The organism is Kocuria sp. CPCC 205235 (genome assembly GCF_040980905.1).
In the GTDB taxonomy this organism is placed as follows: domain Bacteria; phylum Actinomycetota; class Actinomycetes; order Actinomycetales; family Micrococcaceae; genus Kocuria; species Kocuria carniphila.
The window spans coordinates 1-22,303 of the sequence record NZ_JAVKPR010000010.1 but is presented as its reverse complement, the minus strand read 5'-3'; the positions used below and the strand labels follow the sequence as shown (position 1 = coordinate 22,303).

Annotated in this window: 26 protein-coding genes; 8 read left to right on the top strand and 18 right to left on the bottom strand. The window is 63.9% G+C overall.

The window, feature by feature from the left end; translation table 11 throughout:
- Nucleotides 1-4: 4 nt before the first annotated feature.
- The 5 genes from RF638_RS08690 to RF638_RS08670 form a co-directional block, all read right to left on the bottom strand.
- Nucleotides 5-577 carry a hypothetical protein gene (locus RF638_RS08690; protein ID WP_109222923.1) on the bottom strand — a complete coding sequence of 191 codons (573 nt, stop codon included), beginning with the start codon at nucleotides 575-577 and terminating at the stop codon, nucleotides 5-7.
- Nucleotides 574-801, bottom strand: coding sequence for a zf-TFIIB domain-containing protein (locus RF638_RS08685; protein ID WP_109222924.1), 228 nt, complete (start codon nucleotides 799-801; stop codon nucleotides 574-576). The genes RF638_RS08690 and RF638_RS08685 overlap by 4 nt, the downstream gene beginning before the upstream one ends.
- A 219-nt stretch (nucleotides 802-1,020) precedes the next feature.
- Nucleotides 1,021-1,524 carry a hypothetical protein gene (locus tag RF638_RS08680; RefSeq protein ID WP_129701468.1) on the bottom strand — a complete coding sequence of 168 codons (504 nt, stop codon included), beginning with the start codon at nucleotides 1,522-1,524 and terminating at the stop codon, nucleotides 1,021-1,023.
- 59 nt (nucleotides 1,525-1,583) lie between these two features.
- Complete coding sequence (locus RF638_RS08675; protein ID WP_129701466.1) at nucleotides 1,584-1,928, bottom strand: hypothetical protein; 345 nt, start codon at nucleotides 1,926-1,928, stop codon at nucleotides 1,584-1,586.
- Nucleotides 1,929-2,084: 156 nt separating this feature from the next.
- On the bottom strand, nucleotides 2,085-2,501 hold the full coding sequence (locus RF638_RS08670; RefSeq protein ID WP_109222927.1) for a hypothetical protein: 417 nt from the start codon (nucleotides 2,499-2,501) through the stop codon (nucleotides 2,085-2,087).
- Nucleotides 2,502-2,679: 178 nt separating this feature from the next.
- On the opposite strand from RF638_RS08670, the gene RF638_RS08665 reads away from it, so the two are divergent.
- Nucleotides 2,680-3,273, top strand: coding sequence for a hypothetical protein (locus RF638_RS08665; protein ID WP_109222928.1), 594 nt, complete (start codon nucleotides 2,680-2,682; stop codon nucleotides 3,271-3,273).
- An 86-nt stretch (nucleotides 3,274-3,359) separates the two neighbouring features.
- Here the strand turns inward: RF638_RS08665 and RF638_RS08660 are convergent, their stop codons facing one another.
- From RF638_RS08660 to RF638_RS08625, 8 genes are all read right to left on the bottom strand, one after another.
- Nucleotides 3,360-3,782 carry a hypothetical protein gene (locus tag RF638_RS08660; RefSeq protein ID WP_129701464.1) on the bottom strand — a complete coding sequence of 141 codons (423 nt, stop codon included), beginning with the start codon at nucleotides 3,780-3,782 and terminating at the stop codon, nucleotides 3,360-3,362.
- Nucleotides 3,783-3,933: 151 nt separating this feature from the next.
- On the bottom strand, nucleotides 3,934-4,113 hold the full coding sequence (locus RF638_RS08655) for a hypothetical protein (protein ID WP_109222930.1): 180 nt from the start codon (nucleotides 4,111-4,113) through the stop codon (nucleotides 3,934-3,936).
- A 209-nt stretch (nucleotides 4,114-4,322) separates the two neighbouring features.
- Nucleotides 4,323-4,826: a hypothetical protein gene (locus tag RF638_RS08650; protein ID WP_109222931.1), complete on the bottom strand. Its 504-nt coding sequence runs from the start codon at nucleotides 4,824-4,826 to the stop codon at nucleotides 4,323-4,325.
- Nucleotides 4,827-4,881: 55 nt separating this feature from the next.
- On the bottom strand, nucleotides 4,882-5,556 hold the full coding sequence (locus RF638_RS08645; RefSeq protein ID WP_109222932.1) for a hypothetical protein: 675 nt from the start codon (nucleotides 5,554-5,556) through the stop codon (nucleotides 4,882-4,884).
- Between the two features lie 108 nt (nucleotides 5,557-5,664).
- Nucleotides 5,665-6,279: a hypothetical protein gene (locus RF638_RS08640; protein ID WP_368841784.1), complete on the bottom strand. Its 615-nt coding sequence runs from the start codon at nucleotides 6,277-6,279 to the stop codon at nucleotides 5,665-5,667.
- Between the two features lie 49 nt (nucleotides 6,280-6,328).
- Nucleotides 6,329-7,576, bottom strand: a complete 1,248-nt coding sequence (locus RF638_RS08635; RefSeq protein ID WP_249033839.1) for an ABC transporter permease — start codon at nucleotides 7,574-7,576, stop codon at nucleotides 6,329-6,331.
- Between the two features lie 26 nt (nucleotides 7,577-7,602).
- Nucleotides 7,603-8,376 carry an ABC transporter ATP-binding protein gene (locus tag RF638_RS08630; RefSeq protein WP_109149405.1) on the bottom strand — a complete coding sequence of 258 codons (774 nt, stop codon included), beginning with the start codon at nucleotides 8,374-8,376 and terminating at the stop codon, nucleotides 7,603-7,605.
- 395 nt (nucleotides 8,377-8,771) lie between these two features.
- Complete coding sequence (locus RF638_RS08625) at nucleotides 8,772-9,320, bottom strand: hypothetical protein (protein ID WP_129701460.1); 549 nt, start codon at nucleotides 9,318-9,320, stop codon at nucleotides 8,772-8,774.
- A gap of 290 nt (nucleotides 9,321-9,610) precedes the next feature.
- Between RF638_RS08625 and RF638_RS08620 the strand changes: the two genes are divergently transcribed.
- A complete protein-coding gene (locus tag RF638_RS08620) occupies nucleotides 9,611-10,609 on the top strand; it encodes an IS481 family transposase (RefSeq protein WP_109149413.1) in 999 nt (332 codons plus the stop codon).
- A 16-nt stretch (nucleotides 10,610-10,625) separates the two neighbouring features.
- Here RF638_RS08620 and RF638_RS08615 read toward each other — a convergent pair whose 3' ends face one another.
- On the bottom strand, nucleotides 10,626-11,111 hold the full coding sequence (locus tag RF638_RS08615; protein ID WP_109149407.1) for a hypothetical protein: 486 nt from the start codon (nucleotides 11,109-11,111) through the stop codon (nucleotides 10,626-10,628).
- 325 nt (nucleotides 11,112-11,436) lie between these two features.
- On the opposite strand from RF638_RS08615, the gene RF638_RS08610 reads away from it, so the two are divergent.
- The 4 genes from RF638_RS08610 (at nucleotide 11,437) to RF638_RS08595 (ending at nucleotide 14,534) form a co-directional block, all read left to right on the top strand.
- Nucleotides 11,437-11,844, top strand: coding sequence for a hypothetical protein (locus RF638_RS08610; RefSeq protein ID WP_129701458.1), 408 nt, complete (start codon nucleotides 11,437-11,439; stop codon nucleotides 11,842-11,844).
- A gap of 66 nt (nucleotides 11,845-11,910) precedes the next feature.
- Nucleotides 11,911-12,740 (top strand): IS5 family transposase gene (locus RF638_RS08605; protein WP_109149409.1). Its coding sequence is split into 2 segments (ribosomal slippage): nucleotides 11,911-12,262 and nucleotides 12,262-12,740, totalling 831 coding nucleotides; the frame shifts between segments, so codons are not numbered across the junction.
- A 159-nt stretch (nucleotides 12,741-12,899) separates the two neighbouring features.
- Complete coding sequence (locus RF638_RS08600; protein WP_129701456.1) at nucleotides 12,900-13,328, top strand: hypothetical protein; 429 nt, start codon at nucleotides 12,900-12,902, stop codon at nucleotides 13,326-13,328.
- Between the two features lie 210 nt (nucleotides 13,329-13,538).
- Nucleotides 13,539-14,534, top strand: coding sequence for a PIN domain-containing protein (locus tag RF638_RS08595; RefSeq protein WP_109149411.1), 996 nt, complete (start codon nucleotides 13,539-13,541; stop codon nucleotides 14,532-14,534).
- 154 nt (nucleotides 14,535-14,688) lie between these two features.
- Here RF638_RS08595 and RF638_RS08590 read toward each other — a convergent pair whose 3' ends face one another.
- Nucleotides 14,689-15,282, bottom strand: coding sequence for a recombinase family protein (locus tag RF638_RS08590; protein WP_109222935.1), 594 nt, complete (start codon nucleotides 15,280-15,282; stop codon nucleotides 14,689-14,691).
- Between the two features lie 242 nt (nucleotides 15,283-15,524).
- Between RF638_RS08590 and RF638_RS08585 the strand changes: the two genes are divergently transcribed.
- Nucleotides 15,525-16,628, top strand: a complete 1,104-nt coding sequence (locus tag RF638_RS08585) for a DUF3644 domain-containing protein (protein ID WP_368841783.1) — start codon at nucleotides 15,525-15,527, stop codon at nucleotides 16,626-16,628.
- Between the two features lie 537 nt (nucleotides 16,629-17,165).
- On the opposite strand, the gene RF638_RS08580 is transcribed toward RF638_RS08585, so the two are convergent.
- A complete protein-coding gene (locus tag RF638_RS08580) occupies nucleotides 17,166-18,371 on the bottom strand; it encodes a hypothetical protein (protein WP_368841782.1) in 1,206 nt (401 codons plus the stop codon).
- A 364-nt stretch (nucleotides 18,372-18,735) separates the two neighbouring features.
- Entirely contained in the window at nucleotides 18,736-20,805 is a 2,070-nt protein-coding gene (locus RF638_RS08575; RefSeq protein ID WP_368841780.1) for a DUF262 domain-containing protein, read from the bottom strand.
- Nucleotides 20,806-21,096: 291 nt separating this feature from the next.
- Between RF638_RS08575 and RF638_RS08570 the strand changes: the two genes are divergently transcribed.
- On the top strand, nucleotides 21,097-21,342 hold the full coding sequence (locus RF638_RS08570; protein WP_368841779.1) for a hypothetical protein: 246 nt from the start codon (nucleotides 21,097-21,099) through the stop codon (nucleotides 21,340-21,342).
- Between the two features lie 388 nt (nucleotides 21,343-21,730).
- Here the strand turns inward: RF638_RS08570 and RF638_RS08565 are convergent, their stop codons facing one another.
- The gene (locus tag RF638_RS08565) at nucleotides 21,731-22,072 is read right to left on the bottom strand and encodes a hypothetical protein (protein WP_368841778.1); all 342 of its coding nucleotides are present in this window, start codon (nucleotides 22,070-22,072) and stop codon (nucleotides 21,731-21,733) included.
- Between the last annotated feature and the right edge of the window lie 231 nt (nucleotides 22,073-22,303).

Below are 22,303 nucleotides of genomic sequence, written 5' to 3'. Positions count from 1 at the left end.
GACTCTACAGCTGAGCCAGCCGTTCCCGTAGCTGCGCGATCTCCCGGTCCATCGACGGCTCAGCGAGGTTGCTCTGGGCCCAGGCGAAGAACCGCTGCGCCTCATCGAGCAACGAATCGAGGAAGGGGACGGGCTCCACCATCACCCGGGTCTCGTCGGTGGAGAAGAACACCTTGTGCTTGACCGTCTCCAGCACCACCGGCAGCGGCTGGTCCGGGTAGTAGGTCTTCCCGCGGCCGGTGTCCAGGAACTCCTCGACCACATGGAGCAGGTAGCACCACAGCGCCAAGACGTGATCCACCGCCCCGAACGGCAGCAGCTCGGCCCCCTGGTAGCGCAGCCGGATCTCGCCCTCGCTCCAGTCCCGGTCCCGTCGCCGACGGGACTGCCACAGCGCGGCGGCCTCGGCCTCGTGCTCGAAAATGTCCAGCAGGTAGTCCTGAGGATTGGCGGCCACCTTGGCGGGGTCAAAGATCGGTCCGCCCTTGAGGATCAGCGTGGTGCTGCTCAGCCGCGCAGTGCGCTGGTACTGCGCCCACGCCGAGTCACCCGTGGTGGCCGCCCGTGGCTTGCTCACGAGGCGGGCGCCTCGTCGAGTCGGTGCAGCTCGCTCCACAGCGGCGGCCGGCCGCGCAGGAGAAGGAACTGCTCGATCGTCGTCAGGGGTGGACCCGGCAGCTCATCGGTGGCCTCCCACACGCCGTCGCACTCATCGCACACGCGGATGGTCTCGTTCGTGGCGGCCACCTGCCAGGTGGCAAGGACACCGGTGTCACAGACAGGGCACTCATCGGGGTTCATCGCAGCTCCTTCCTTCGGATTCCTCCCGGCCAGGTACCGGGATCGTGATACGGATCGGCCGAGGACCCCGCCGCGCTGTGGCGACAGCGCTCACGAGGTCCTCGAGTGATCAGATTCTGCCCCGGATCACCCCGGCGGCGGAAGACCGCGCCTCTCCCCCCCCGCCGGCAGCGCCCATCCGGGACCGTGTGGGTGCGCCCGGGGGCGGCCCGCCCTGGCTCAGAGGTGAGTGGCGAGAATGGCGCGGCCACGGATGAAGACATCTCGGATGAGCCGTTGTTCCTCGACCGTGAAGCAGGGCCGATATTCCTCCCCGGCAGGGGTGACGCTGGGGAGGTTGTTGCCGAAGAACAGCTTGTCATAGCACTGCTGCCACGCCTCTCCGGTGTCATCGAGGGTGGCCGAGACGCTGCGGGCGATGTCGGCGAACAGATTCCACGCATCCAACACCTGCGCGCAGATCGCCTCAGAGGCGGGAAGCTCCAGCAGCTCCTCGACGTCGTCGAGAACCTGCACGGCCCCATCGCTGTCCTCCAGCTCGAGGCCGTGCCGGGCGGCCACGGTGGTGAGGTCCTCGGTGGTGGAAGCGGTGACGATTCTCCCGTCCAGGACGAGGACCGCGTCGGTGTCCTCGTCAGTGACCTGGGTGCTGTCGTCGGTCTGCCAGATCAGTGCACGGTCGCAACCGTTGAACCGGACCCACACCGGATACGAGAGCCTCATTCCCGCACCCTACCCAGCAGGCGCCGACAGAACGGGCACCCGACTGCCCTGGGCGGGCCTCACACTTCCTCGATGCGCAACTCCGCCAGAGGTGGGTGGTGATCGGCGTCGGCCCAGGTGATCTCCACCCCGCCGGCGTGGCCCTGCTCGTGCCACAGATACACGCCCAAGGCCTCAACCGGGGTGGTGTCGCTGACAGTGTGGAACCACAGCGGACACTCGGTGTTCTCCGGAAGCCGGGGCGTGGTCGGGTCCACGGTGAAGTCGAAACAACCGCAGTCCCGGACCTCGGTGATCACCAAGGAATCGAACTGTTCTTTCAGCACCGGCGCCAACAGACCGCTGTGGAGCAGAATCTGGGACAACAGCCGACGCTGAGACCCGGTCGACGATGTCTCATCCACCCGGACAGCCTATGCACCGCCTGGCCGACCAACGCCCGGCACGCCACGCGTGACCCAGCAAGGCCACCGCAATCGGGCATCCCAATCGCAGTTCCAGGAGGGTCTGTCTTTCGGGCCCGGAAGCCGGCCGTGGACGACGGACCGGACGAGACAGCTCTATGGGCAGGGCACCGAGGAAAAGTGCCGACCGAGGCGCCATTCAAGGCCGTCCACCTCGACTCGCAGGGCCGGCACCGTACCCCGGCGAAACAGCCGCCGTCGCCGTTCGATGCACCCTTCCCCGTGAAGGTAGGCGCGCATGACCAGGCAGAGCCGTCGCAGCTCGGCTTCTTTCTCCGCCTCCACGTCGTCGTAGTCGAAGAGGGTGACCTGAACCTCCAGCTCAGGAACAAAGGCATCCATCCACTCGTAACTGGCCCGGATAATGGCTGCGCGGCCATTATCGGCGCGGCGACTCACCTGCACCCCGTGCAGCCAGGCATCATCGCTGGAGCTCACGGTCGTCACGGCGAACGTCTCGTCGAACACCTCAGCAACGACCCGGTAGAGCATGGCTTTGATGTCGATGGTCATGAGGGGAGTCTCGCAGGTGCTTCCCGCCCCACGGCACGCTGGCGAACCCCCACGGCAACGGCAGGGGCCGGCATTTGGAAGGCGTGGATCCGCCCCGTAGGGAGGACCGGAGAACGCTGGTCTCTGCGATGGTGCCGTGTCATGACCGGGCACCGGAGGGGCGGTGTCAGAATGTGCCGTGACCAAGAAGAGCCAGTCCCGGAAGAAGTTGCTCGCGACTCTGCGCGAGTCCCTTGCCACGGCCACCCCGGTGCGGATCCAGCGGGCGGTGGAGCCCGAGGAGGTGCTGCAGGGGGTGGTCCTGGAGCTCTCGGAAGAGTGGGTGTTGCTGGCTGATATCCGCGACGGGGCCTACCTCGACGGCTACCGGGTGCTCCGCCTGACAGACCTCGTGCAGGTGGTACTGGAGACCACCTTCCTGTCCTTCTTGCACCAGCACAATGTCTGGCCCCCGGCACGTCCCTCCACCGGGTTCGCGCTTTCGGATCCGCGCACGATCATCACCGGCGCTGTGTCTGCGACCGGGGTGGTGTGCGTGTATCGGGAGGCGAAACGGCCCGGGAAACTGTTGATCGGCGTGCCGGTCCAGTGGAGAAAGAAGAGCCTGTGGCTGCTGCCCGTCACGCCCCAGTGCCATTGGGAGCAGCTCATGGACAAGGTCCGGCTCAAGGACGTCACCCAGGTGAGCTTCGGCGGAGACTACGAAACAGCCGTGCTGGAGGTCGCCGGCCCCATGCCGCCTCGGACCCATCCAGTGCCTGACCCGGCGTAAGCCCACCACGGCAGAACCAAACCAGACACCAATCCCAACTGCACGGCCTTGGGCGTGGAATGGTGGGCGGCATCAGGGGCGTAGCTCTACGATCGCGCCCGGCGCCGAAGAACGAGGGCAAACACCGCAGTCAGCGCCAGGATCAACAGCGAAATCCAAAAAAGCCACTGTCCGAGCGGATACATGTCGACGACGACCGGGGGCTGCCCGGCATCTCGATGGGGGTAGCCGCAGAAGAACGTCGGGGGAAGGAACGACATCTCTCCGGTGATGTTCCCCTGATCCGTTGCCCCGAGTGCCTGCGCGCTCTGCGACGGCCCCTCACTGAGGCAGACGTACTGAGGACCGTCCCGGACGGCTACCCCATGTCCGAGCTGATTGAAGCCCCACAGCAACAGTGCGAGCATCGCCACGATCCGGTTGGCGAAACGCCAATCACTGAGCTCCATGCCAGCTCTCGGAGCGATTGAGGTGTCCGGTCCCCGGTAAGCCGGCGCAGGCGTGCTCATGGCCTGAGCCTAGGCCTCAGCGTCCGCACGCCGCCTCAGTCCTGTGATGACCCGCCGCGGCTTCGAGCTCGAGCCCCGCCAGAACGGCCTCGATCACTTCCTATTGGTCCATACGACGTAGCAGCCACCGACTATCGAGGAATGCCCTTTGTCACTCACGGTCCCCATGGGAGCGACCGCTGGCCCGTCGTGTGGCCCGCGCTGAGCTGGCTGCGGCGGCGAAGAATCCGATGGCAACAGCCCACAGCCACACAGCATCGAGGAGGTAACCGATCAGGATCAGTGCGACGGCGACCATGAGCAGGAGCATCGTCTGCGATTTCCACTTCACGGCTTCTCCATGGGTCAAGGGGGTATCGAGATACTGCCGTCTAGCCACGCTACTTAGGCTCTTCGCGCGCGGGAATCGTTACTTGTGGGGACTGCGCAAAGCGCAACCTCCACCGCAGCACGGCCCGCCGCTAACCGGACCATATGTAAAGCCGGGGCTCGGGGCCTCCAGGTGGTTCGGGTGTCTGGGGCACCCTCGGCCTTCCTCGCTCAGTCGTGGTCGACAGGTGCCGGCGGCTGACCGCGGCGGGCGTCCATGACGCGGGCGTGGGCCATCTCCATCCGCCCGACCCACAGGATCGTCGTCCCGAGGATTGGCCCGAACGTCATCGCCGAACCCACCCCGACGAAGACCAACCACGCCAGCGTGGCGACCCAGGTGATGATCCCGAACGCCCAGCCCATGAAGACCCCTCCCTGGGCCTGGGTCTGGTAGTCGTAAGGTGCCGGCAGCGGGTCCGGGTCACCCTCGGTCTCCAGGCGCCGGTGTTTGACGTGCAGCCGTTGCACGCCGATGAAGCACCCGCCCAGGGTGAGCAGCCCGATGATCGCGTTGGAGAACCCGTACCCGCCGGTGGCCACCAACCAGGCCAGCGCGGCCTCGACCAGCTCGTCGGCGACGATGAACCAGAACAGCCACGCGCCCAGCCCCCACAGCCACTTCCGGTCCTTCTTCGGGGCGGGACCCTCACCGGTTCCCGGTGCCACGAACATCGACTGCCCTCTCCCAGGGTCGTGGGCTCACCGTAGCCATGGCCGGGCTCACGTCCTACCGGCCCGGGGACGCGACGGGGTCGGTTCCCTGTGCCCGGGACTTCCGCAACCGGTAGCCCAGCACGGCGGCCGCGGCCAGCAGTCCGGTACCCAGGCGGGGCAGGATCTCCTCGAACCACGGGTGCACCAGCTCCCCCAGCGCCAGCCCGGCCGGCCAGGCCACCACCCCGGCAATGACCAGCAGGATCCGCCGTTTCACCTTGCCCCGGCCGGGACCGTCCTGCGGCAACGGCGCGGTGCGCTCCGGGTGCTCCTGACGGTCGAAGAGCAGCAACGGCAAGGATGCGAAGAGATTGGCGAACATCGTCCGGTATCCCAGGGACGCATCAAAGGTGCTGTCCTCCCCGGCGGGCAGGGTCGCGAAGAAGACCGCCAGGCCCACGACCAGCACCGTCATGGCGGCGACGGTCACCAAGCGTTTCCGGTCCCGGACGAGGACGAGGTCCTGGCCCTTGGACCGGCCGCGGATCAGCCACGCCCCGCCGACGGCAAGCCCGGCTCCCCAGAGGAAGAACCCCCAGATGGTCCACTGCTCGCTGCCGGAGGTCGTGGTCAGGTACGGCAGGGACGAGAGCACGCACACCAGGCTCAGGCCGAGGGTGATGGCCCCGCACAGGGTGCGGAACCACGGGCCGGGCGTGCCGGTGGTGGGTCGTGTTTCGACTGCCATGGTCGGTCCCTTTCGTCGTCGTGATGCGTGGAGGCGGGTCGCGGCGGTGTCACAAGGGCTGCTTCGTTCCTGTCGGTGTCGCGAGGACCGCCGATGGGTGACGAGGTATCACCGGGTGTAGTGCTGGGCGGTGAACCAGTCGCGCAGCGGGGCTCGGAACGCGGTCACCAGCCAGGCGATGTTGACCGCGATGAAGGCGATCCCGAGGCCGATCAGCACGATCGCCCACTGCCCGTAGAGCCAGAACCCGAAGAGGTTGCCCAGGAAGCCCACCGCGCTCAGAATCGCCAGCACAATCCCGAGGATCCGCGCCCAGTCCGCGCCCTTGGACAGGAACACGTACTCCATGACGTAGAGGCCCACCAGCACCACCAGTCCGATCACCCCGGAGGCGATCGAGATCCCGCGCATCTGCTCGACCATGGTGCCGATCTGCCCGGCGTCCTCGGCCGGCACCCCCATCCGCTGGTACATCGCGGCGAAGTCCATGGTGGCGTAGATGACCGTGACGACGACGCCGAGGGCCGCATACAGGGCGCCCGAGGCCACGGTCAAACCCAGCAGCCGTTTGAGCTGTGGTGGCGCCGGCGCAGGGTCGTGCTGCTGCCCGTGACCGTCCCGCGCACGGTCGTGCCCTCCGGGCGGGGTGTAGCGGGGCGGTCCGCTGCGGGCGGGCTCGTCAGGGTGGCCGGGGTTGTCCGGGTTGTCTGGTGGGGTGCTCATGGCCGGTGGTCCTTCGCTGTGCCGGTAGCAGTGCCGCCGGTGGGTGTGGTCATTCGTGGCGCAGGGCAGTGATGGGGTCTTTCCGGGCGGCGCGCACGGCCGGGATCGTGCCGGCGGCGAAGGCGATGGTCAGGACGGCCGCCACGATCAGGGCGATTCTCGGGGCCTGGAAGGTGAACAGGGACAGCCCGGGCAGCCCGGCCAGGAAGCCCTCGGCCAGCACCTGGGTCAGGTAGGTGCCGGCGGCTACCCCGGTGGCCGCCCCGAGCACCGCCCCCAGCAGCCCGATGAATACGGCTTCCAGGGAGAACAGGCCGAAGACCTTGGGTCCGCTCATGCCCATGGCTTTCATCAGCCCGATCTCGCGGGTGCGTTCCTGGACGGACATCAGCAGCGTGTTGACGATGCCCAGTCCGGCAGCGATCAGGGCGATGATCGCGCACGCGTTGAGGATCCAGATGATGGCGTTGATGACGGTGCGGAACATGCCCAGCTGGTCCTCGACGGTCAGCCCGATCATCCCGGCCTCCTCCAGTTGGGCCTGGATCGGTCCGGCCCGGCCCGCGTCGTCCATGATGGCCCGGGCCATGATGTAACTGGCCGGGATCTCCTCGGGGCTGCCGCTGACCTGGTAGGCGTAGAGGCGTTCGTTGAAGGAGGTCGAGGGGATGGGGTTCCTGGACACCCCGGCCAGGCTGGCCTGGGTCACCCCGGAGACGCGGGCGTCGAATTCCTGCTGTTGCCCGGCTTTGTTGGTCATCACGATCTGCACGGTGGCCCCGACGGCCTCCTGGGGTGAGCCGAAGCCGAGGTCGGTGACCCAGGTGTCGGGGATCGCCAGTTCGTCCGCACCCTCGGCCGCGACCGACCCGGAGGCCATCTGCACTCCTTCGGAGTCGACCGGGATGCCCAGGGTCAGCTGGAACCTCTCCTGCCCGGCTTGCAGATAGGTGGGGACCACGTTGTAGACCGGTGCCACCTCCCCCACCCCGTCGATCCCCTCGATGGTGGCGACGTCCTGGTCCGACAGGCCCACGAAGGACACCCCGAACCCGGTGGCGATCTGGGTGGAGTCCGGATCGTATTTTTGCGGCCCCGACCCGGCAGACAGCTCGATCAGCGGCTGGGACTTCTGCACGTACAGTGCGCTGGCGTCACCGAAGGTGGCGACGGTGACGTCGATGTAGCGGTTGACCCCGGTGCCCATCCCCGAGGTCAGGGTCAGGGCACAGGCGCCGATGAACACGGCCACCACGGTCAGCACCGTGCGGATCCGGCCCCGCAGCGTGCTGGTCACCGCGGAGCCGACCAGGTCCCGCCCCCTCACCGGACACCGCCGGTGACCCCGAGGGCGGCCCCGCCCTGAGGGGCGGCCTCTACCCCGCCGAGGCCCGGCCCGGGGACGGTACGGGCCGGTGTCTCCACGATCCGCCCGTCGCGCAGCTGCACCCGGCGGTCGCAGCGGCCCGCCAGGTCCGCGTCGTGGGTGACCACCACCAAGGTGATGCCCCGTTGGCGGTTGAGCTCGAAGAGGATGTCCTGGACCACCGACCCGGTGGCCGAATCCAGATTCCCCGTGGGCTCATCGGCGAAGATCACCGCCGGATCGTTGACCACCGCCCGGGCAATCGCCACCCGCTGCTTCTGCCCCCCGGACAGATCCACCGCCCTGCTGTGGGCCTTCTCCGCCAGCTCCAGGCGCTCCAGGACCGCCAGGCCCCGGCGTTTGCGTTCGGCCGCGCCCACTCCGGCGATCTTCAGCGGCAGCACCACGTTCTCCAGCACCGTCTGGTTCGCGGTGAGGTAGAACTGCTGGAACACGAACCCGAAGGAGGCGTTGCGGACCCGGTTCAGCTCCCGGGCACTCATCGATGCGGTGGGCGACCCGTGCAGGGCCACGGCACCGGAGGTCGGGGCGTCCAGCAGGGCCAGCAGGTGCATCAGGGTGGATTTGCCCGACCCGGACTTCCCCACGATCGCCACCGACTCCCCCGCCTCGATCGCCAGACTCACCCCGCCCAGGGCGGTGAACCCCGCATCACCCTGACCGTAGGACTTCACCAGGTCTTGCACCTGAAGCACCGCGGGCATCGTCATTCCTGTTCTCCCCCTCCTCGCACGCCGGCCGGCGACCACTGCGGGCAGTCAACCCCTGAATGGCCGGTGTGGGACGGCGTCTCACCCCCACCCTTCATCATGTGCGAAAGCACACACACGGGGGTATGCGACGCGCGTCCCCACTAAAGGGGTGCCCCCCGATGCCTGCTCGCGCTCTTGCTCCTGACCCCCGTCAGGACGCGGTTCCGGGCGTCAATCCGCCACTGCCCGGAGGCCCCACGACAGCGCGCACCGCCCGGGGCCGCGGTTGTCCGGGCCCAGAGAACAGTCCCGCCCCGCCCCACGGGGCCACGCAGAGACAGGAACCGGAACGAACGTCCCGTACCCGAGGGACACGATGGTCAACCCCAACCGCGACGTGACAGGTCCAGTAGTCAATCGGACCGCGACCCAGCGTGCAGCACGTGCAGATAGCACCAGGCGCGCCGGATCCGGAAGGCGGAACCGATCGCGACCCCCAACGCCCCACAAGAGGCCAACACCCACGGAAACTCCGGCCGGACGAGCTCACCGAGGAACATGCCCAGCAGGACAGCCACCATCACCACAAGCCCCTCGACGATGGCGCAGGCGGCCAGGCCCGCAGCGGTCCGGACGTCGGGATCCGACGGCACGATCCTGAACTTCGGTGCCGAGGACAGCGCCCCCTGCCATCGCACCCTGCTGACCTTCTTGTTGAAACGAGGACGTGGGGCCTGAGCGAAGTAGTGGACGAGCATCAGCAACCCGAAGACGGCCAAGGTAGCCAGGAACCACAGCAGCTCCGGCGCAGCATCGGGCAGGAACCACGCCAGCGCCGGAAAGCTGATCACCGCCACCGCACTTGTCGGCAAGGCGCGCCTGATGAGCTGACCAACCGTGGGGATCGAGAGTCCGCCGGCGGGTCGAATGTCGCACCCAACGGCACCAGCATCCACGTCCACGTTCGCGACGCTACCGCCCAATGTGGGCGGCAGTCTCGGCGCACAAAAGGGGACCCTCATCAGGCTCCGCCCGAAGCCGAACCCCTAGTGCACCCTTTACCGGGGTTGGTGTGGTCAGGTGATGCCCCCTCGCGGAGTGGGCGGCCCCGTACCGACGTCGTTTACGACGTCACGCCCTCGCGCGCCCGCTAGGTGTAGTTCCCCGACACGTTGTGAACGGCTGAGGTAGGCGAAGACCTCCGTGCAGGATGTGGGTCACCACACTCACTGTCCTGAACACGGAGGTCTTCGTGTCCCACGCTAACGCTCCTTTGACGCCGGTGGGCCGGCTACGTCTGGCGGTGCTCATCATCGATCAGGGCTGGTCCATCCGCCGGGCCGCCGAGCGGTTCCAGGTCTCACCGGCCACAGCCTCGAAATGGGCCGGCCGGTACCGGGCCGGTGAGCCACTGACCGACCGGTCCAGTCGACCCCGCAGGTGCCCGCGGCGCCTGGCAGCACGCACCGAGCGGCGGATCATCGCGCTGCGCGTCACCCGCCGGTGGGGCCTGCACCGGATCGGCTACCACCTGGGTCTGCCGCGTTCAACGGTCGGGCGGGTGCTGGCCCGGTACCGGATGCCGCTGCTGACCCAGGTGGACCGGGCCACCGGTTTGCCGGTGCGCCGGTCCACTCCCGTGCGCTACGAAAAGTCCCGGCCCGGGGAACTGGTGCACCTGGACATCAAGAAGCTCGGACGCATCCCCGCCGGCGGAGGATGGCGGGTGCACGGGCGCGGATCGGCACCGGACCGGCAGGCCGGTGTGGTGCGCGACCGCGCCGCACGCGCCGGGGCCCGCGGCTCACGCGGCTATCGCTATCTGCATCACGCCATCGATGATCACTCCCGGTTGGTCTATTCCGAGATCCTCGACGATGAGCGAAAGGAGACCGCTGCCGGCTTCCTGGGGAGGGCCCAGGGTTTCTTCGCCACGGCCGGGATCACCATCATCGCGGTGATGACCGACAACGGGTCCTGCTACCGGTCGCGCACCTTCGCCGCGGCCCTGGGGCAGATCGAGCACAAGAGAACCCGCCCCTACCGGCCGCAGACCAACGGCAAGGTGGAGCGCTTCAACCGCACCCTGGTCGCCGAATGGGCCTACGCCAGCGCATACGACTCCGAGGAATCCCGCGCGGCCACCTATCAGGACTGGCTCCACCACTACAATCACCACCGACCCCACACCGGCATCAGCGGCAACGTCCCCTCAGTCCGCGTTCACAACCTCACGGGGAACTACAGCTAGGCCAGGGCTGGTGTTCTTATGCGATGACTGCCCACAGCAGCAGGAGCACACCAGCCGGTGCGAAAACGCCGGCTAAAACCAGGGGAATACGCGAGAACCTTTGATACTCCCGGACATAGAAGGCCTCCAGCTCCTCGTTGTAGGTGCCCTCCGAACGCTGAATGAACGTCTCCAGAACCGGGCCGACGAAAACACGCGTGACACACAGATAGAGGACCAGCTCAATGCCGGCAGCCAGCAACAGACCATAGGCTAGAAAGTCGGGGAACTCTTGGACATTCTCATAAGCCATGCGAGTCGCCACAAACACAGCAAAAATTGCTACGAACAGGGTCGGGCCCCAGATCATCACCCGGGCTCCCTCGATGGGGCGATCCACCGCCACCTCAGGGTCCCGGCTGTGCCCGGCCCGTGGAGCAGTAGGTCTGGCCCAGCTCTTGAAGATGATGGTCAGCACGAACACGAACATCAGGCCGGTGACAACCATCTCGAGTACTTCCACGACGTCCTTTCGTCGCCCTCCAGAGAATCTGAGGACATCCTCCATTCTTACCGCAAGGTAGAAATATCAGGCCCCTCGAGTTGTCCATACTTTTGCAGGAAGAGTGCTCCCACCCTCAGCCCCACCCCGTTCCAGGTCAGATCGGCCCCCGATGCGCGGGAGGCAACCCCTACCGCAATGCGGCTCGTCGCGGAGTCCACCAAGTCTCCATCAGTCTCTGGGCCTGTGGATCTCCGCTCTTCAAGGCTCTCGGTAGGTCCCCACAAGTGTTCATTCTCGAATGCGAACCACCCCGGTACCGTGGCAGACAGGCAGGGAGGGGCCCATGAACTATCGACGCATGGAGGCCACGTCGCTGCTCGTCTGCGCTGTCTGTGCCGCGGTGCTCGGGTTCGCCACCGGGTGGTTCGACCTCACGGAGACGCAGGCCTTCGTTGTCTGCGCCGTGTACTTGATCGGCGGGCTACCGGCGATTCTCTATCTGCACTTCATCGCCAAGGCTCAGCGGGACTCCTCAAGGACAAGGAATCGGCCCAGGTCCGCGAATCTCCGATACGCGTTGTGGGCTCCACCCGTGGCCATCTGGGTCGTTCTCGCCGTGCGCGCTGACGACCCAGTGACGAGATGGCTATGGGCCGGGGCTGCGGGTCTAGCCGTGGTCGCCGTCGCCATCGACTGGTGGCGACACCGGGCAAAGAGCACTCCACGCACCGAAGGGGCCGAGGACACTTAGAAGTGGTTTCAATAGTTACGGCTGAGGCGTTGAGTGGGGTCGACCAGGCCGGTGATCATGACTGCCATGGCGAGTCAGAGAACGTTCGGACGACTGGTCAGCGACCAGCTGTGGGAGCTGCTGGAACCCTTGATCCCGCCACCCCCGCCGGCGAAGAACGGGCGCACCGGGCGGCCTCGGGTTGATGACCGGGCCGCGCTGGAAGGCATCCTGTTCGTGGCCGAGAACGGCATCGCATGGAAGAAACTCCCCACCGAGCTGGGCTTCGGCTCAGGGATCACCTGCTGGCGCCGACTGCGGGCCTGGCAGGAGGCCGGGGTGTGGGAGAAGCTCCACCACACCGTCCTGGACCAGCTCGGCCAGGACGGGGCGCTGGACTGGTCGAGGGCGTCTTTGGATTCGGTGAGTGTCCGGGCGAAAAGGGGGGTGAACTGACCGGCCCCAATCCCACGGATCGCGGCAAACTCGGCACGAAGTACCACCTGCTGGTCACTGCCGACGGGTTGCCGCTGGCGGTGGCGATCACCGGAGCCAACCGCCACGACTCCATGCTCGTGGAGCCGATCCTGGACGGTTTGAGCCCGGTCAAGGGCCGAGGCCGCGGCCGTCCACGGCGCCGACCGGTCAAGCTGCACGCGGACAAGGCATACGACAACCGACGAGTCCGCCGCTACCTGCGCCGGCGCGGGATCACCGCCCGCATCGCCCGCATCGGGGTGGACTCCAGCGAACGCCTGGGCCGGCACCGCTGGGTGGTGGAACGCACCATCTCCTGGTTGCTGGCCTTCCGTCGCCTGGCCATCCGCTACGACCGCAGTGCTACCACCATCACCGCTGTGGCGACCCTGGCCATCACTGTCATCTGCGCACGGCGTCTGCCCCGGAAAGACTATTGAAACCACTTCTTAGGGACTCGTACTCCGGACATCCGGAGCTCCACGATGTGCCGCGAACTGTCATCGCAGCTCTCGAGCACAAGACGTACCACCAGATGGGGGAAGATGCGGAACTACTTCTTCACGATCGCGATGGGGCTGTGCGTCCTGATTGGGGTCGTGAGCCTGGGAACCACCAGCAATCCAGGAACGGCGTTGATGGCGCTTTTCGCGGCCACGCTGGGCTTGTTCGGGGTGGGGCTGGGGCTCTATCAGATCCGGGCTTCTCACAAAGCCGGCCGGACCCTGTCCATCTTCGGGCCCCCTGCCGGCCTGGAGGAGTACCAGCGGCGGGGACCACGCCACGGGACGCGCGGGGAGAATTGGTTCGGTGTCTTCATGGGCACCTGGATTGCCGCCTCGTCCCTGTGGCGCCTGGACGATGGGTGGAATGCGCTGGACATGATTTTTTTCAGCCTCGCGCTGGTGATCGTCCTGGTGTCTATCGTCCGCCTGGCCCTGCTCCGTCGAACCAAGCAGACCCCGCAGGCCACGTCGCACTCCGCGACAGCACATACTTTCGGACACCCCAACAACCCTCACGACTGACACCACCCTTCAGACGGTCGAAGAAGACCTTCCCTCGCGCCGCCCCGATTCGGTTCCACGCTGCCGAGCGGCGAGGACCCCATGCCGACCTCGCCGAGTACTAGATAGATGGTGCAGAGGCTGTAGCGATGCACCGCCTTGGTTCTCAGGACGGGGCTCGGGCGTGCCGAGCATCACCCGCGGAGGCAACGCTCCCCGTAGGCTGATCTCGTGCTGCACCTCCTCATCGACACCTCTACATGTCTCGACCTTGCGCAACGTCGAGATGGGCAGCGCTGGATCGTCGCTCTGCGGGTACTCATTTGTCAGGGAGAGGTGAAGCTGCTGGTTCCGCCCGTGGTCATTGAGGAGTTCGACCGCAACGAAGCCCGCGTGCAGGCGGCGATGACGTCCAGCATCGCGGGCCGGTTCAAGCAGATCCGCCATGACCTCGTGACCTACGGCAGCGACGACGATGCTCATGCCGTGGAGGTCATCGAAAACCTCGGCCGGCACCTCCCGCTCGTCGGCGCGATGACGACCCGGAACTTCCGGGATATCCGTGAGCTCCTCGTCGCCGGTCAGATCGTCGAGCAATCAGAGGCCGAGATAAAGCGCGTCGTCGAGCGGGGGTTGAGAAAAGCTGCGCCCTTCCACAGCGGGAAGAACAGTGTCGCTGACGCCGTCATATTCGAGCTTTACCAGATCGCCACACAGGGAGCGGACCTCGCGGAGCACCCGCACGCCTTCGTCACCACCAACCACACCGACTTCTCTCGGGCGAATGGCGATAAGCGGGAGCCGCATGACGACATTGCGGATGCGTTCGACGGAACCGGTAGCCGATACGCCCTTGGGGTGGACGGCCTCGACGTGGTCCTGCGCGACTACTTCGGTGAGGAGATCGAGGAGCTTTTCGAGGAGACTGACTTCCAAGAAGAGCCCCGTCGGCTGGACGACATCGTCGCCGCGGAGAAGGAGATGTTCGACCGTATCTGGTACCACCGGTCCTTGCAGGCCGACTACCGCGCCGAACGGGAAGGGGACGCGGAGGAGCTCGAGCGCAACCAGGCCGTCGCCGGCCCCGGCCGTGCAAGGGTCGAGGCTACCTATACCGAGCCCGGGCAACTCGGGCCGTACACGGACTTCGAAATCGGGGTGCTGAACGGGAAGATGAGCGCGCTGCGGTGGGTGCTGGGTAGCGAGTGGGACTTCCTCGACACCTGATCCGCCGTACGTAAGCCGGACCCCATCCGAGTCACTGCACGCCTGTTCGCTCAGTAAGCAACCGCGAGGCGTTGTCATGCCCGATTACCCCGCCCGGTGAAAAGCCCGCTCAGGTGCGTCATACGCATCACGATGTCCACAGATAACGACGGCCTCAGATGCTCGTCGCTGGCGGCAGCTCCCGGATCCGCCGGTAGAGGGTAGCCCTCGACATCCCGAGGTCGCGGGCGACCTGGGTAGCCGGCTCCCCACCGTCAATCAGTCGGAGGGCGTTGCGGATCTGGGAGTCGGTGAAGGTCGGGCGGCGCCCGCCGAGGTCCTGGCCGGCGGCCCGGCGCTTGGCCACCGAGTCGGTGATCCGCTCCCGCTTGATCTCCAACTCCATCTGGGCCAAGGCCGCCATCACCGTGAACACCATCGACCCCATCGGGGTGGCCGTGTCCACGTCTCCCCCACCCAGGTTGAGCACCCTCAGCCCCGCTCCCCTCGCCCGCAGTGCCTCGGCGAAGGCCAGCATGTTCTGCGTCGAGCGGCCCAGCCGGTCCAGCGTGGTGATCACCAGAGTGTCCCCCGACTCGAGCGCAGCGACCGCCCGGTCAAACTGCGGACGCGAAGCACGCCCTCCAGACACTCCACTGTCGACATAGATGTCATCGCGCCGCACACCGGCACCCAGGAGGTCAGACACTTGACGGTCTGCGTCCTGCTGCCGCGTCGACACTCGGGCATAGCCGATCAGCTTCCCCATGTCCACCCCATCTGTCTCGCAACCGACGTTGAGTATCTGATTCTAGGGGTATGGATAAAGCACATAGCTACGAGACAGGCCGAACCGCGGAAACATGCGGGCGCAAATTTTCCGGACGAGACGTCTCGCAACCCATGGGTTGAGCGACGGACTGCATCGCTGGTGATCCACTACTCGAAGGGGTCCAAAGTTGGGCGTGGGGTGAGTCTGCGACTGTCTGCATGTGAATGCATACTGATCTCATGCGAATGAGACGGCAGGCGACGCTGTATCGAGACAGCGCGGTGGAATCATTGACTTTGGCTATCGAAATTTTTAACCGTCCTTCTCCCATAGCGCGGGACCATGCGGTTCCGATGCTCTTAGGCCATGCCTTCGAAATGCTTCTCAAGAGTGTCATATACCAAAAGCGGGGTACCGTCCGTGATAAAGGGGATGAGCTAACGCACTCCCTGGGCCGATGCATTGGTATCGCCCGCGACGACTTGCAAGTGATAACGAATGATGAGCGAGCCCTCCTGTCGGCCCTAAAGCAGGATCGGGATTGCGCCACTCATGACTCAATCACCATGAGCGAGGAGCTGCTATGGGTTCACATGAGGTCCGCCATTACACTTTTTCGGCGCCTTCTTAAGGATGAATTTAGTGAAACACTAACTGACCTGTTGCCAGGGCGGGCCATCCCAGTAAGTACGGAGCCCCCTCAAGATCTACGGACACTTGTGGAGGAAGAGCTTGCCATAGTTACCGCATACCTAGCTCCTGGAAAACGTAGGGGTCCGGAGGCGCGCGCTCGACTGCGACCGCTTTTGAGCTTGGATGGTGCTGCTACCGGAAGGACGGACCCGCCCACGGAAGCAGAGGTAAACAGGGCTGAGAAAGAGCTTCGCAAAGGGGTCGAATGGTCAAAGATTCTTCCTGGTTTGGCAACGCTGAACGTTGCTCCCGTCTCTCCCGAATCGGATGCGCAAGAGGTGATTTTACGGGTTGGTAAGTCCGCAGAAGCAATCCCAGTTCGAAAAGCCAAGCGAGATGAAGAAGCTCTTGCGTATCGATCAATGGATCCATTTGAAGAGTATGGAGGAAAGCTCTCGGAATTTGGGAAAAAACTCGGATTGACCCAGCAGCAGGGTTACGCCTTGATTGATTACTTGGATATTAAAGAAGATGACGTCGCTTATTTTTGTCGCAAAACAAAAAATGGCAATATTGTGTATCAGGGGCTTAGTGCCCGTGCGTATGAGGTTGCTAAGAAAGCTCTACGGGATGGTCTAGATGTTGAAAAAATAACCCTTGAGTACAACGAGTCTCAGAGAGATAAAAGAAAAACCACTAGCGCCCGATGACATGCGCTGAATAAGCGTTTAAATTTCCGCTTGCCTCAAAACATTTTCTGCTTTTGCTCGCCTTCCCTCGCGTGGTTGAGCACACCTGCATGGCTACGATGAAACACCAATGGATGATTGACGGCCTATTGTGAGGACTGATCGCTTCACTGTTCCCGCCGTTGCTACCTGCCCCAATTTTTAGCGGTCGGCCGAGGACTGAAGGTTGATCCGCATTGGGTGGCATCATGTTGGACAACAACGCAGTCCATAGGACTCTTGAGGTCCAGGGCAGGCCAGCCGAGATCTCTAGGTTCTGGGTACACTTCACGCCCACCACGGTGTCATAGCTGAACCTTGTAGAAATCTGGTTCCGCAACATCGAACGCCAAGCCCTGCGTCGGGCCAGCGTCGCCTCGGCGCCAGAGCTCAACTAGCGGATCTGAGTCTTCGGCGCAGGCTGGAACGACCGCTGCCACCCCTTCGTTTGGACCAGAACCAGCACCGAAGTCCTCAAGGAATCCACCACTTAACGACATCAAAGACGGGCGCAGGGCCTTATGAAGCGGGGACGGATGGTGATTGACGGCTAAATTCTTGCTCTGCGGTTTCTAAAGTCCAAATGGCAAACTTGGCTCTTTGCGCCAAGCGCCTCCATACCGAAGGAATTTCGGTGGGGCCTACTAGAACCAGGACACCAGCAAGAGAATCCACCTCGGCATCCACGTACCAAGTGGCTTGTTCTGCCATGTGCTCCCTATGGTGCTCAAGTTGTTCGAGCAGCTGTCCCACACCCAGTCGGAGCTGTTGTGACATTTCATCACCTACAGTTTTTACCTCCACATTCACGAGCACATTACTGGCAAGGAATGCCACGTCCTGGCCGAGGTCCCACACTGTGGTTTTGTGGCCTGCGTTTTGGGCAGCAGCTCGCAGGCGTCGGACTGCGTCGTGATGGCGAGCCGTGGCCTCATCGCGCGCCTGCGGATCAATCCAGGCCCCAGGGACGGGCTCGGACGGAGCGGCTGGCGTTTTTTCCGGGGTAAAGTCTGTGAGCCAGCCAGCACGACTAAGGACTGATACATCTGCCTCGTTCGCGTCATCTGCTGTATCGATCAACTTTTTAAATGGCTGAGATGCTGTCGACCCTGATGTGGCCGATTCATTGCTTTCCAGGTCAGATGCGGACTCGTCTCGTTCGACGGAACCTTCGGCCGGAGTACCTCGTCGATATTGTTCCAACCGATATGCGAGTCCCGCCCGAGTACGCCCCAACACGCGTGCGATCGAGTTAAGCGGTATTTCTCGACTGTCGAGTTGGGCAAGCAATTGATTGAACTGGCGTGATGCTTCAAGTCGCTCGGGATTATTCGGTCCGCGTCCGGGCAAAATCTCCGCGAGGTCGGCCAGTTCCATCAAAGTTAGGAGCTCGTCGTCAAGCCCAGCCAACGGATCTAGCCTTCCGGATGGTTGCATAGACGGCGGCAGTGTGCCTAAAAGCCGGTCAAGGCGGAATTTCACTGCGGCCGTGGTATATCCGAGCTGTTTAGCCATCGTGTAAGCCGTCGCCCCGCGCTCATGCGCCATGAGCAAAATTTGGTTGTACTCATCGGCAGCAACTGCCACGTCCGATCCAGCAGTTGTCCTTCCACGCTTCTGTCGGGCCAATGGCTGCAATTCTTGCAGGCGCACGACTTCAGAGTCCGTCAGGGAAGGTCTCGGCTGCACCGGCTGTGCGGGCGGCAAAGGTTTTTTCTTGCTCACCTCCACTTCTATACCCACTAGTTCTGTATTAGGAACACGAATCGCTCGGCGGCGAATAGCTTCACCAGTTACTCCCAAGAGTGTCCCGATGGCCTTGAGGGTATACCCTCGGCGCACCAGTTGCGCGCATAGCAAATCCAGGTCGTGGCGAGCTACCACGTCCCTGGGGTTCTCATTAGCAGCGGCGTGAAGTCTGCGCAGACGCGCAGCATCTGCCTCGGGCACTTGGTTTTCAAGAGTTGGTACCCATTTGTGTGCAGAGTTCGAAAGCTGGGCCTCGTGCGTGCTTTCTGATGCGTTAGTCGATGTACTCACAGTCACCGAAATGCCTTGGGTTCGATTGAATTGGCCTAGAAATCATTTGTTAGGACGCATGCGTGGGCTCCGTGTCCGAGGCTATTTCGTCTTCGGGTTCCGACACGAGCAAGATTAGGTCTGCGGGGAACAAGCGTTGGTCGACGTTGGCGCGTCCCAAACTGTTGAAAATGACGCCTTCCCGCTGGAGTAATTCTGCCGGCTCGTCAATCTGCCCATCGGTGGACCACTTGAAGTTCGCCGCGGGGCGAGCGTCCGAGGTCAGCACACGATGGGGGTGTGGGACCGGGAAATCGCGCAATCTGTTCCCGATGGGCTGCGCCGCTGTTCCCAATGCCTTCGCGAGATCCCCGTAGGTAGTCCACCGCCCTGCTGGAATCTCTGCCAACATCCGGTCGAGCCGCGACCACAGATCATCCGGCCCCTCATTCCGAACACTGGGGTTTGGACCAGGCCACGCCGTACAGATCATCTCCGCCATTTCATCGGCACGAGCGTGGATCTGCTCCGGTCCCCACTCCTGCTTCGCGGAAATGAACTGGTTCATACGTAGTCCGCTTCGGCCCAGTTCGGCTCTCTTATCCTCAAACAAACGATTACTCATGTTGGAGTTGTAACCGCTGAGTGTCAGATTGCCGAGAGTGTGCACGAGGCCTTGGTGAAGCTCATCGACGGCTGCATCGTCGGCTGTGGCCTCCAGGACCTGGCGCCATCTGCCCGACAGGGTCTGGGGAAGCACATGTTCGATGGTCAGCTTCGCAGGATCCACCGGTTCACGGCTACCGTAGAGCTCCTCGAGCCACAGCAGAATGAGCTTTCGCTGGTTGGCGCGGCCCTGCCGGTAGAACGGCATGTCGTGTACGGCTTGAGTGATTTCTTTGTCGGACGCGAAGTACCGCTGGCCCCGGGAAAAGTAGTCCCGCACCTCATCGACCACATCGGCGGTGCCGGGGATCTCGGCCACTGCCTGAGCGAACAATCGGTTCAGACCGGCCGAGGGGCGCCCGATTAGAACCCGACGGACCAGCATGGACTCGATCACCAGCAGGGCCTCGGCCAAGGTCTCGTCGTCGAAATGGCCATCGGCGCGCTTCGTCAGCAGGTGCAACAGTAGCGGCGCTGCGGTGGCTGAGCCCCAGTCCATGAGTCGCTGAAGACGAGCTCTGACCGCTGCGGACCTTTCCTCATTAGGGTGGTTGATCAACCGGTACAGACGCGCCAGCCCAAGCAGACGGGTCACCTCCCTCGCGATCTCCTCCTCGGAGGCGAACTGTTCGAAGCGCTTCCTCTGCTCCTGGTATGTGTCACCGATGGTGATTTTCGGATTGCGCTGCACGACGTCCAACCAGAACAGGGCGTCCATTTCCTCACGAGTCAGCAGGTCCTGGAGGGGTTTCCACGTGGAGCGATAGACCTCCTCACCCAGGGTGGGGAGCCGCATGAAGATGTGGTTGCGCAGCAGGTCACCCTGCGACAGCTTCAGACCCGTGTTGTTGAGGGACTCGAAGATGCGGTGCACGTTGTCGGACTCCGAGGTGCTGATCGAGACGAGCGACAAGCCACTCGTCACGGCGTTCTCCACCGCGGGAATGTCGACATCCTCGCCCAACAGCGCAGCGCGGAAGAAACGATAGGCCTCCCCGACAGCGTCCTCCCCATCGGCGCCAGGCACTCCGTCGATGACGTCGATGTAGGACTGCCGGTCGGCCTGGGTGGGAACCAGCTTGATGCGGTGTGGATCGTCGGCGTACTGGTTGACGAGGAACTGGTGCATGATCCGGTTCGCCCCACGTCGGTCGTCCGGGTCCATTAACAGGATGTGGTCGTGGATGGCAGCCAACAGAATCGTCAGCGTGGTCAACCGCTGCTGACCATCGACGACCAGGTGTTTCGTCACGCCCCCGGCCACATTGCCGGGATACGGGGCCAACACGAGAGACCCGATGAAGTGCGTGGTTCCCAGCTGGTCTTTTCGATCCTCGGCCAACTGAGCGATGTCCTGCCACAGCACGGACCACTGTCGCCTGCTCCATTGGTAGGGCCGCTGGTAGAGCGGAACCATGTACTGCTTCTCGCCTTCGAGAATGCGCTGAAGGGACGTTTCCTGAGCGGCAACCATGGTCTATCTATACCTTGCCGACCTGGCCAGTCCCCACCGCACGGAGTGATGCCGGGCCGGCCGTTCCACAACCTTGAGGAACATGGCGAAGTGAATGCTGTCATAAGTCCGCGACCCACTGTGCCGGGCACCTTTCCCATGGAGCACCAGGAGAGCACCGGACTCCGGTGTCCTGCAGAGGCTCAAGACCAGACCAGCGGCGACTGGCGCGGGAGGCGTCGTAGCATCGAATTCTCACGAATAGGGACCTGCATGCCGGAGGAACAGGATTGCTGTTGATACTCTGTGCGAATGCACACCTCTGGCTCGATCGATCCCCATCTTCAGTCGGTTGTTGAAGCCGCAGAATCTGATGAAAGACTCCAACGTATCGTCGTGGTCTGCGGCTTCACCGTGTATGTGGGCATACCTGTCTCGACAAGGAAGTTTCTTTTCCAGACGCGTGACGCGTTCGCAGAAGAAGTCAAGAAGGAAATGGCACCCACTTGGAAGACATCACGCCAAGAGAAAGATCGGCTTGCCCCCCGAAAGGGCTAATGATCTCATTGCGGCGATCTCCCCGGGCGACCAAGCAGCGACACCCGATCTACTTTCTTTGTCGCCAGCAACCGTGCACCCACCTGGTCTAACAAGTTACGAAGTTCCAGCGCTACGCATTCACCTGCGTCAAGTGGATGCCTGGTGGATCGCCCCGTTCCGGGATCACCAAGCTAAGTTCCGAGGCGGCGGTGTAGGGGTGGGGATGGAGTTTTAGAGAATTTTTCCATGGTCGTGCGCCTCACCCACCGCAGCGGCCATCGCCGCCGCAGCGTGGTTGTGTCTCACAACTGGAATGCTTCATAACACTTGGACTGCGAGACGTGCCAACGCGCCGAAAGCTCCTAAGACTCGGTCTCGCCTGTCTGCGACTCCAGCAAATGCAGTGTCAGTCGGAGAATCGTTCATAGGCACTCTGCCGGGAGGTGTTCAACGCCCACCCCACCCCAGCCCACGAGGCCCCGCTCCCCCGGGCGTCCCCCACGGCATCAGGCAGCGCCACGCTGGCCCCGCGTTCGAGCAGGCGCAGGAACCTCACCCGCTCCAATGCGCGGTCTGCGCTCTCCTCGGTCTTCGCGGCCGCCCACGCATCCGCGGCCATGCACAGGAACTGGGCCACCGCCACCCCGTCACGGTCGTCCACCGGCACGGAATGATCGGCCAAGGCGGCCCCCAGCTCCCACGCCGCGTGCGGGGCCGTCACGCCCTGCTGTCCCTTGTGCTCGAGCACGTCAACCTCCGAGGTGTCATGAAACCCTGACGCTGTCAGGATCTCCTGACACTGCTACGAGGTCAAGCATTTTAAGCTGGCACCAGGGCACGCATTCCTCTCACTGGCTCCAGTCTTGCAACCAAGGCGTCGCACAACCCGTGCCTTAGCCTCGATCCACGGGTCTGTCCGTTAAACGGTGTGTGGGGTCCGGCGGTTCTCATTAGTGAGTGGTTCTTTCGAACCGTCCGG

Coding starts and splice junctions, on each gene's coding strand:
- RF638_RS08685 (WP_109222924.1), bottom strand. CDS start 801: ATGAACCCCGATGAGTGCCCTGTCTGTGACACCGGTGTCCTTGCCACC.
- RF638_RS08680 (WP_129701468.1), bottom strand. CDS start 1,524: ATGAGGCTCTCGTATCCGGTGTGGGTCCGGTTCAACGGTTGCGACCGT.
- RF638_RS08670 (WP_109222927.1), bottom strand. CDS start 2,501: ATGACCATCGACATCAAAGCCATGCTCTACCGGGTCGTTGCTGAGGTG.
- RF638_RS08660 (WP_129701464.1), bottom strand. CDS start 3,782: ATGAGCACGCCTGCGCCGGCTTACCGGGGACCGGACACCTCAATCGCT.
- RF638_RS08650 (WP_109222931.1), bottom strand. CDS start 4,826: ATGTTCGTGGCACCGGGAACCGGTGAGGGTCCCGCCCCGAAGAAGGAC.
- RF638_RS08645 (WP_109222932.1), bottom strand. CDS start 5,556: ATGGCAGTCGAAACACGACCCACCACCGGCACGCCCGGCCCGTGGTTC.
- RF638_RS08640 (WP_368841784.1), bottom strand. CDS start 6,279: ATGAGCACCCCACCAGACAACCCGGACAACCCCGGCCACCCTGACGAG.
- RF638_RS08630 (WP_109149405.1), bottom strand. CDS start 8,376: ATGACGATGCCCGCGGTGCTTCAGGTGCAAGACCTGGTGAAGTCCTAC.
- RF638_RS08610 (WP_129701458.1), top strand. CDS start 11,437: ATGAACTATCGACGCATGGAGGCCACGTCGCTGCTCGTCTGCGCTGTC.
- RF638_RS08590 (WP_109222935.1), bottom strand. CDS start 15,282: ATGGGGAAGCTGATCGGCTATGCCCGAGTGTCGACGCGGCAGCAGGAC.
- RF638_RS08585 (WP_368841783.1), top strand. CDS start 15,525: ATGCGAATGAGACGGCAGGCGACGCTGTATCGAGACAGCGCGGTGGAA.
- RF638_RS08575 (WP_368841780.1), bottom strand. CDS start 20,805: ATGGTTGCCGCTCAGGAAACGTCCCTTCAGCGCATTCTCGAAGGCGAG.
- RF638_RS08570 (WP_368841779.1), top strand. CDS start 21,097: ATGCACACCTCTGGCTCGATCGATCCCCATCTTCAGTCGGTTGTTGAA.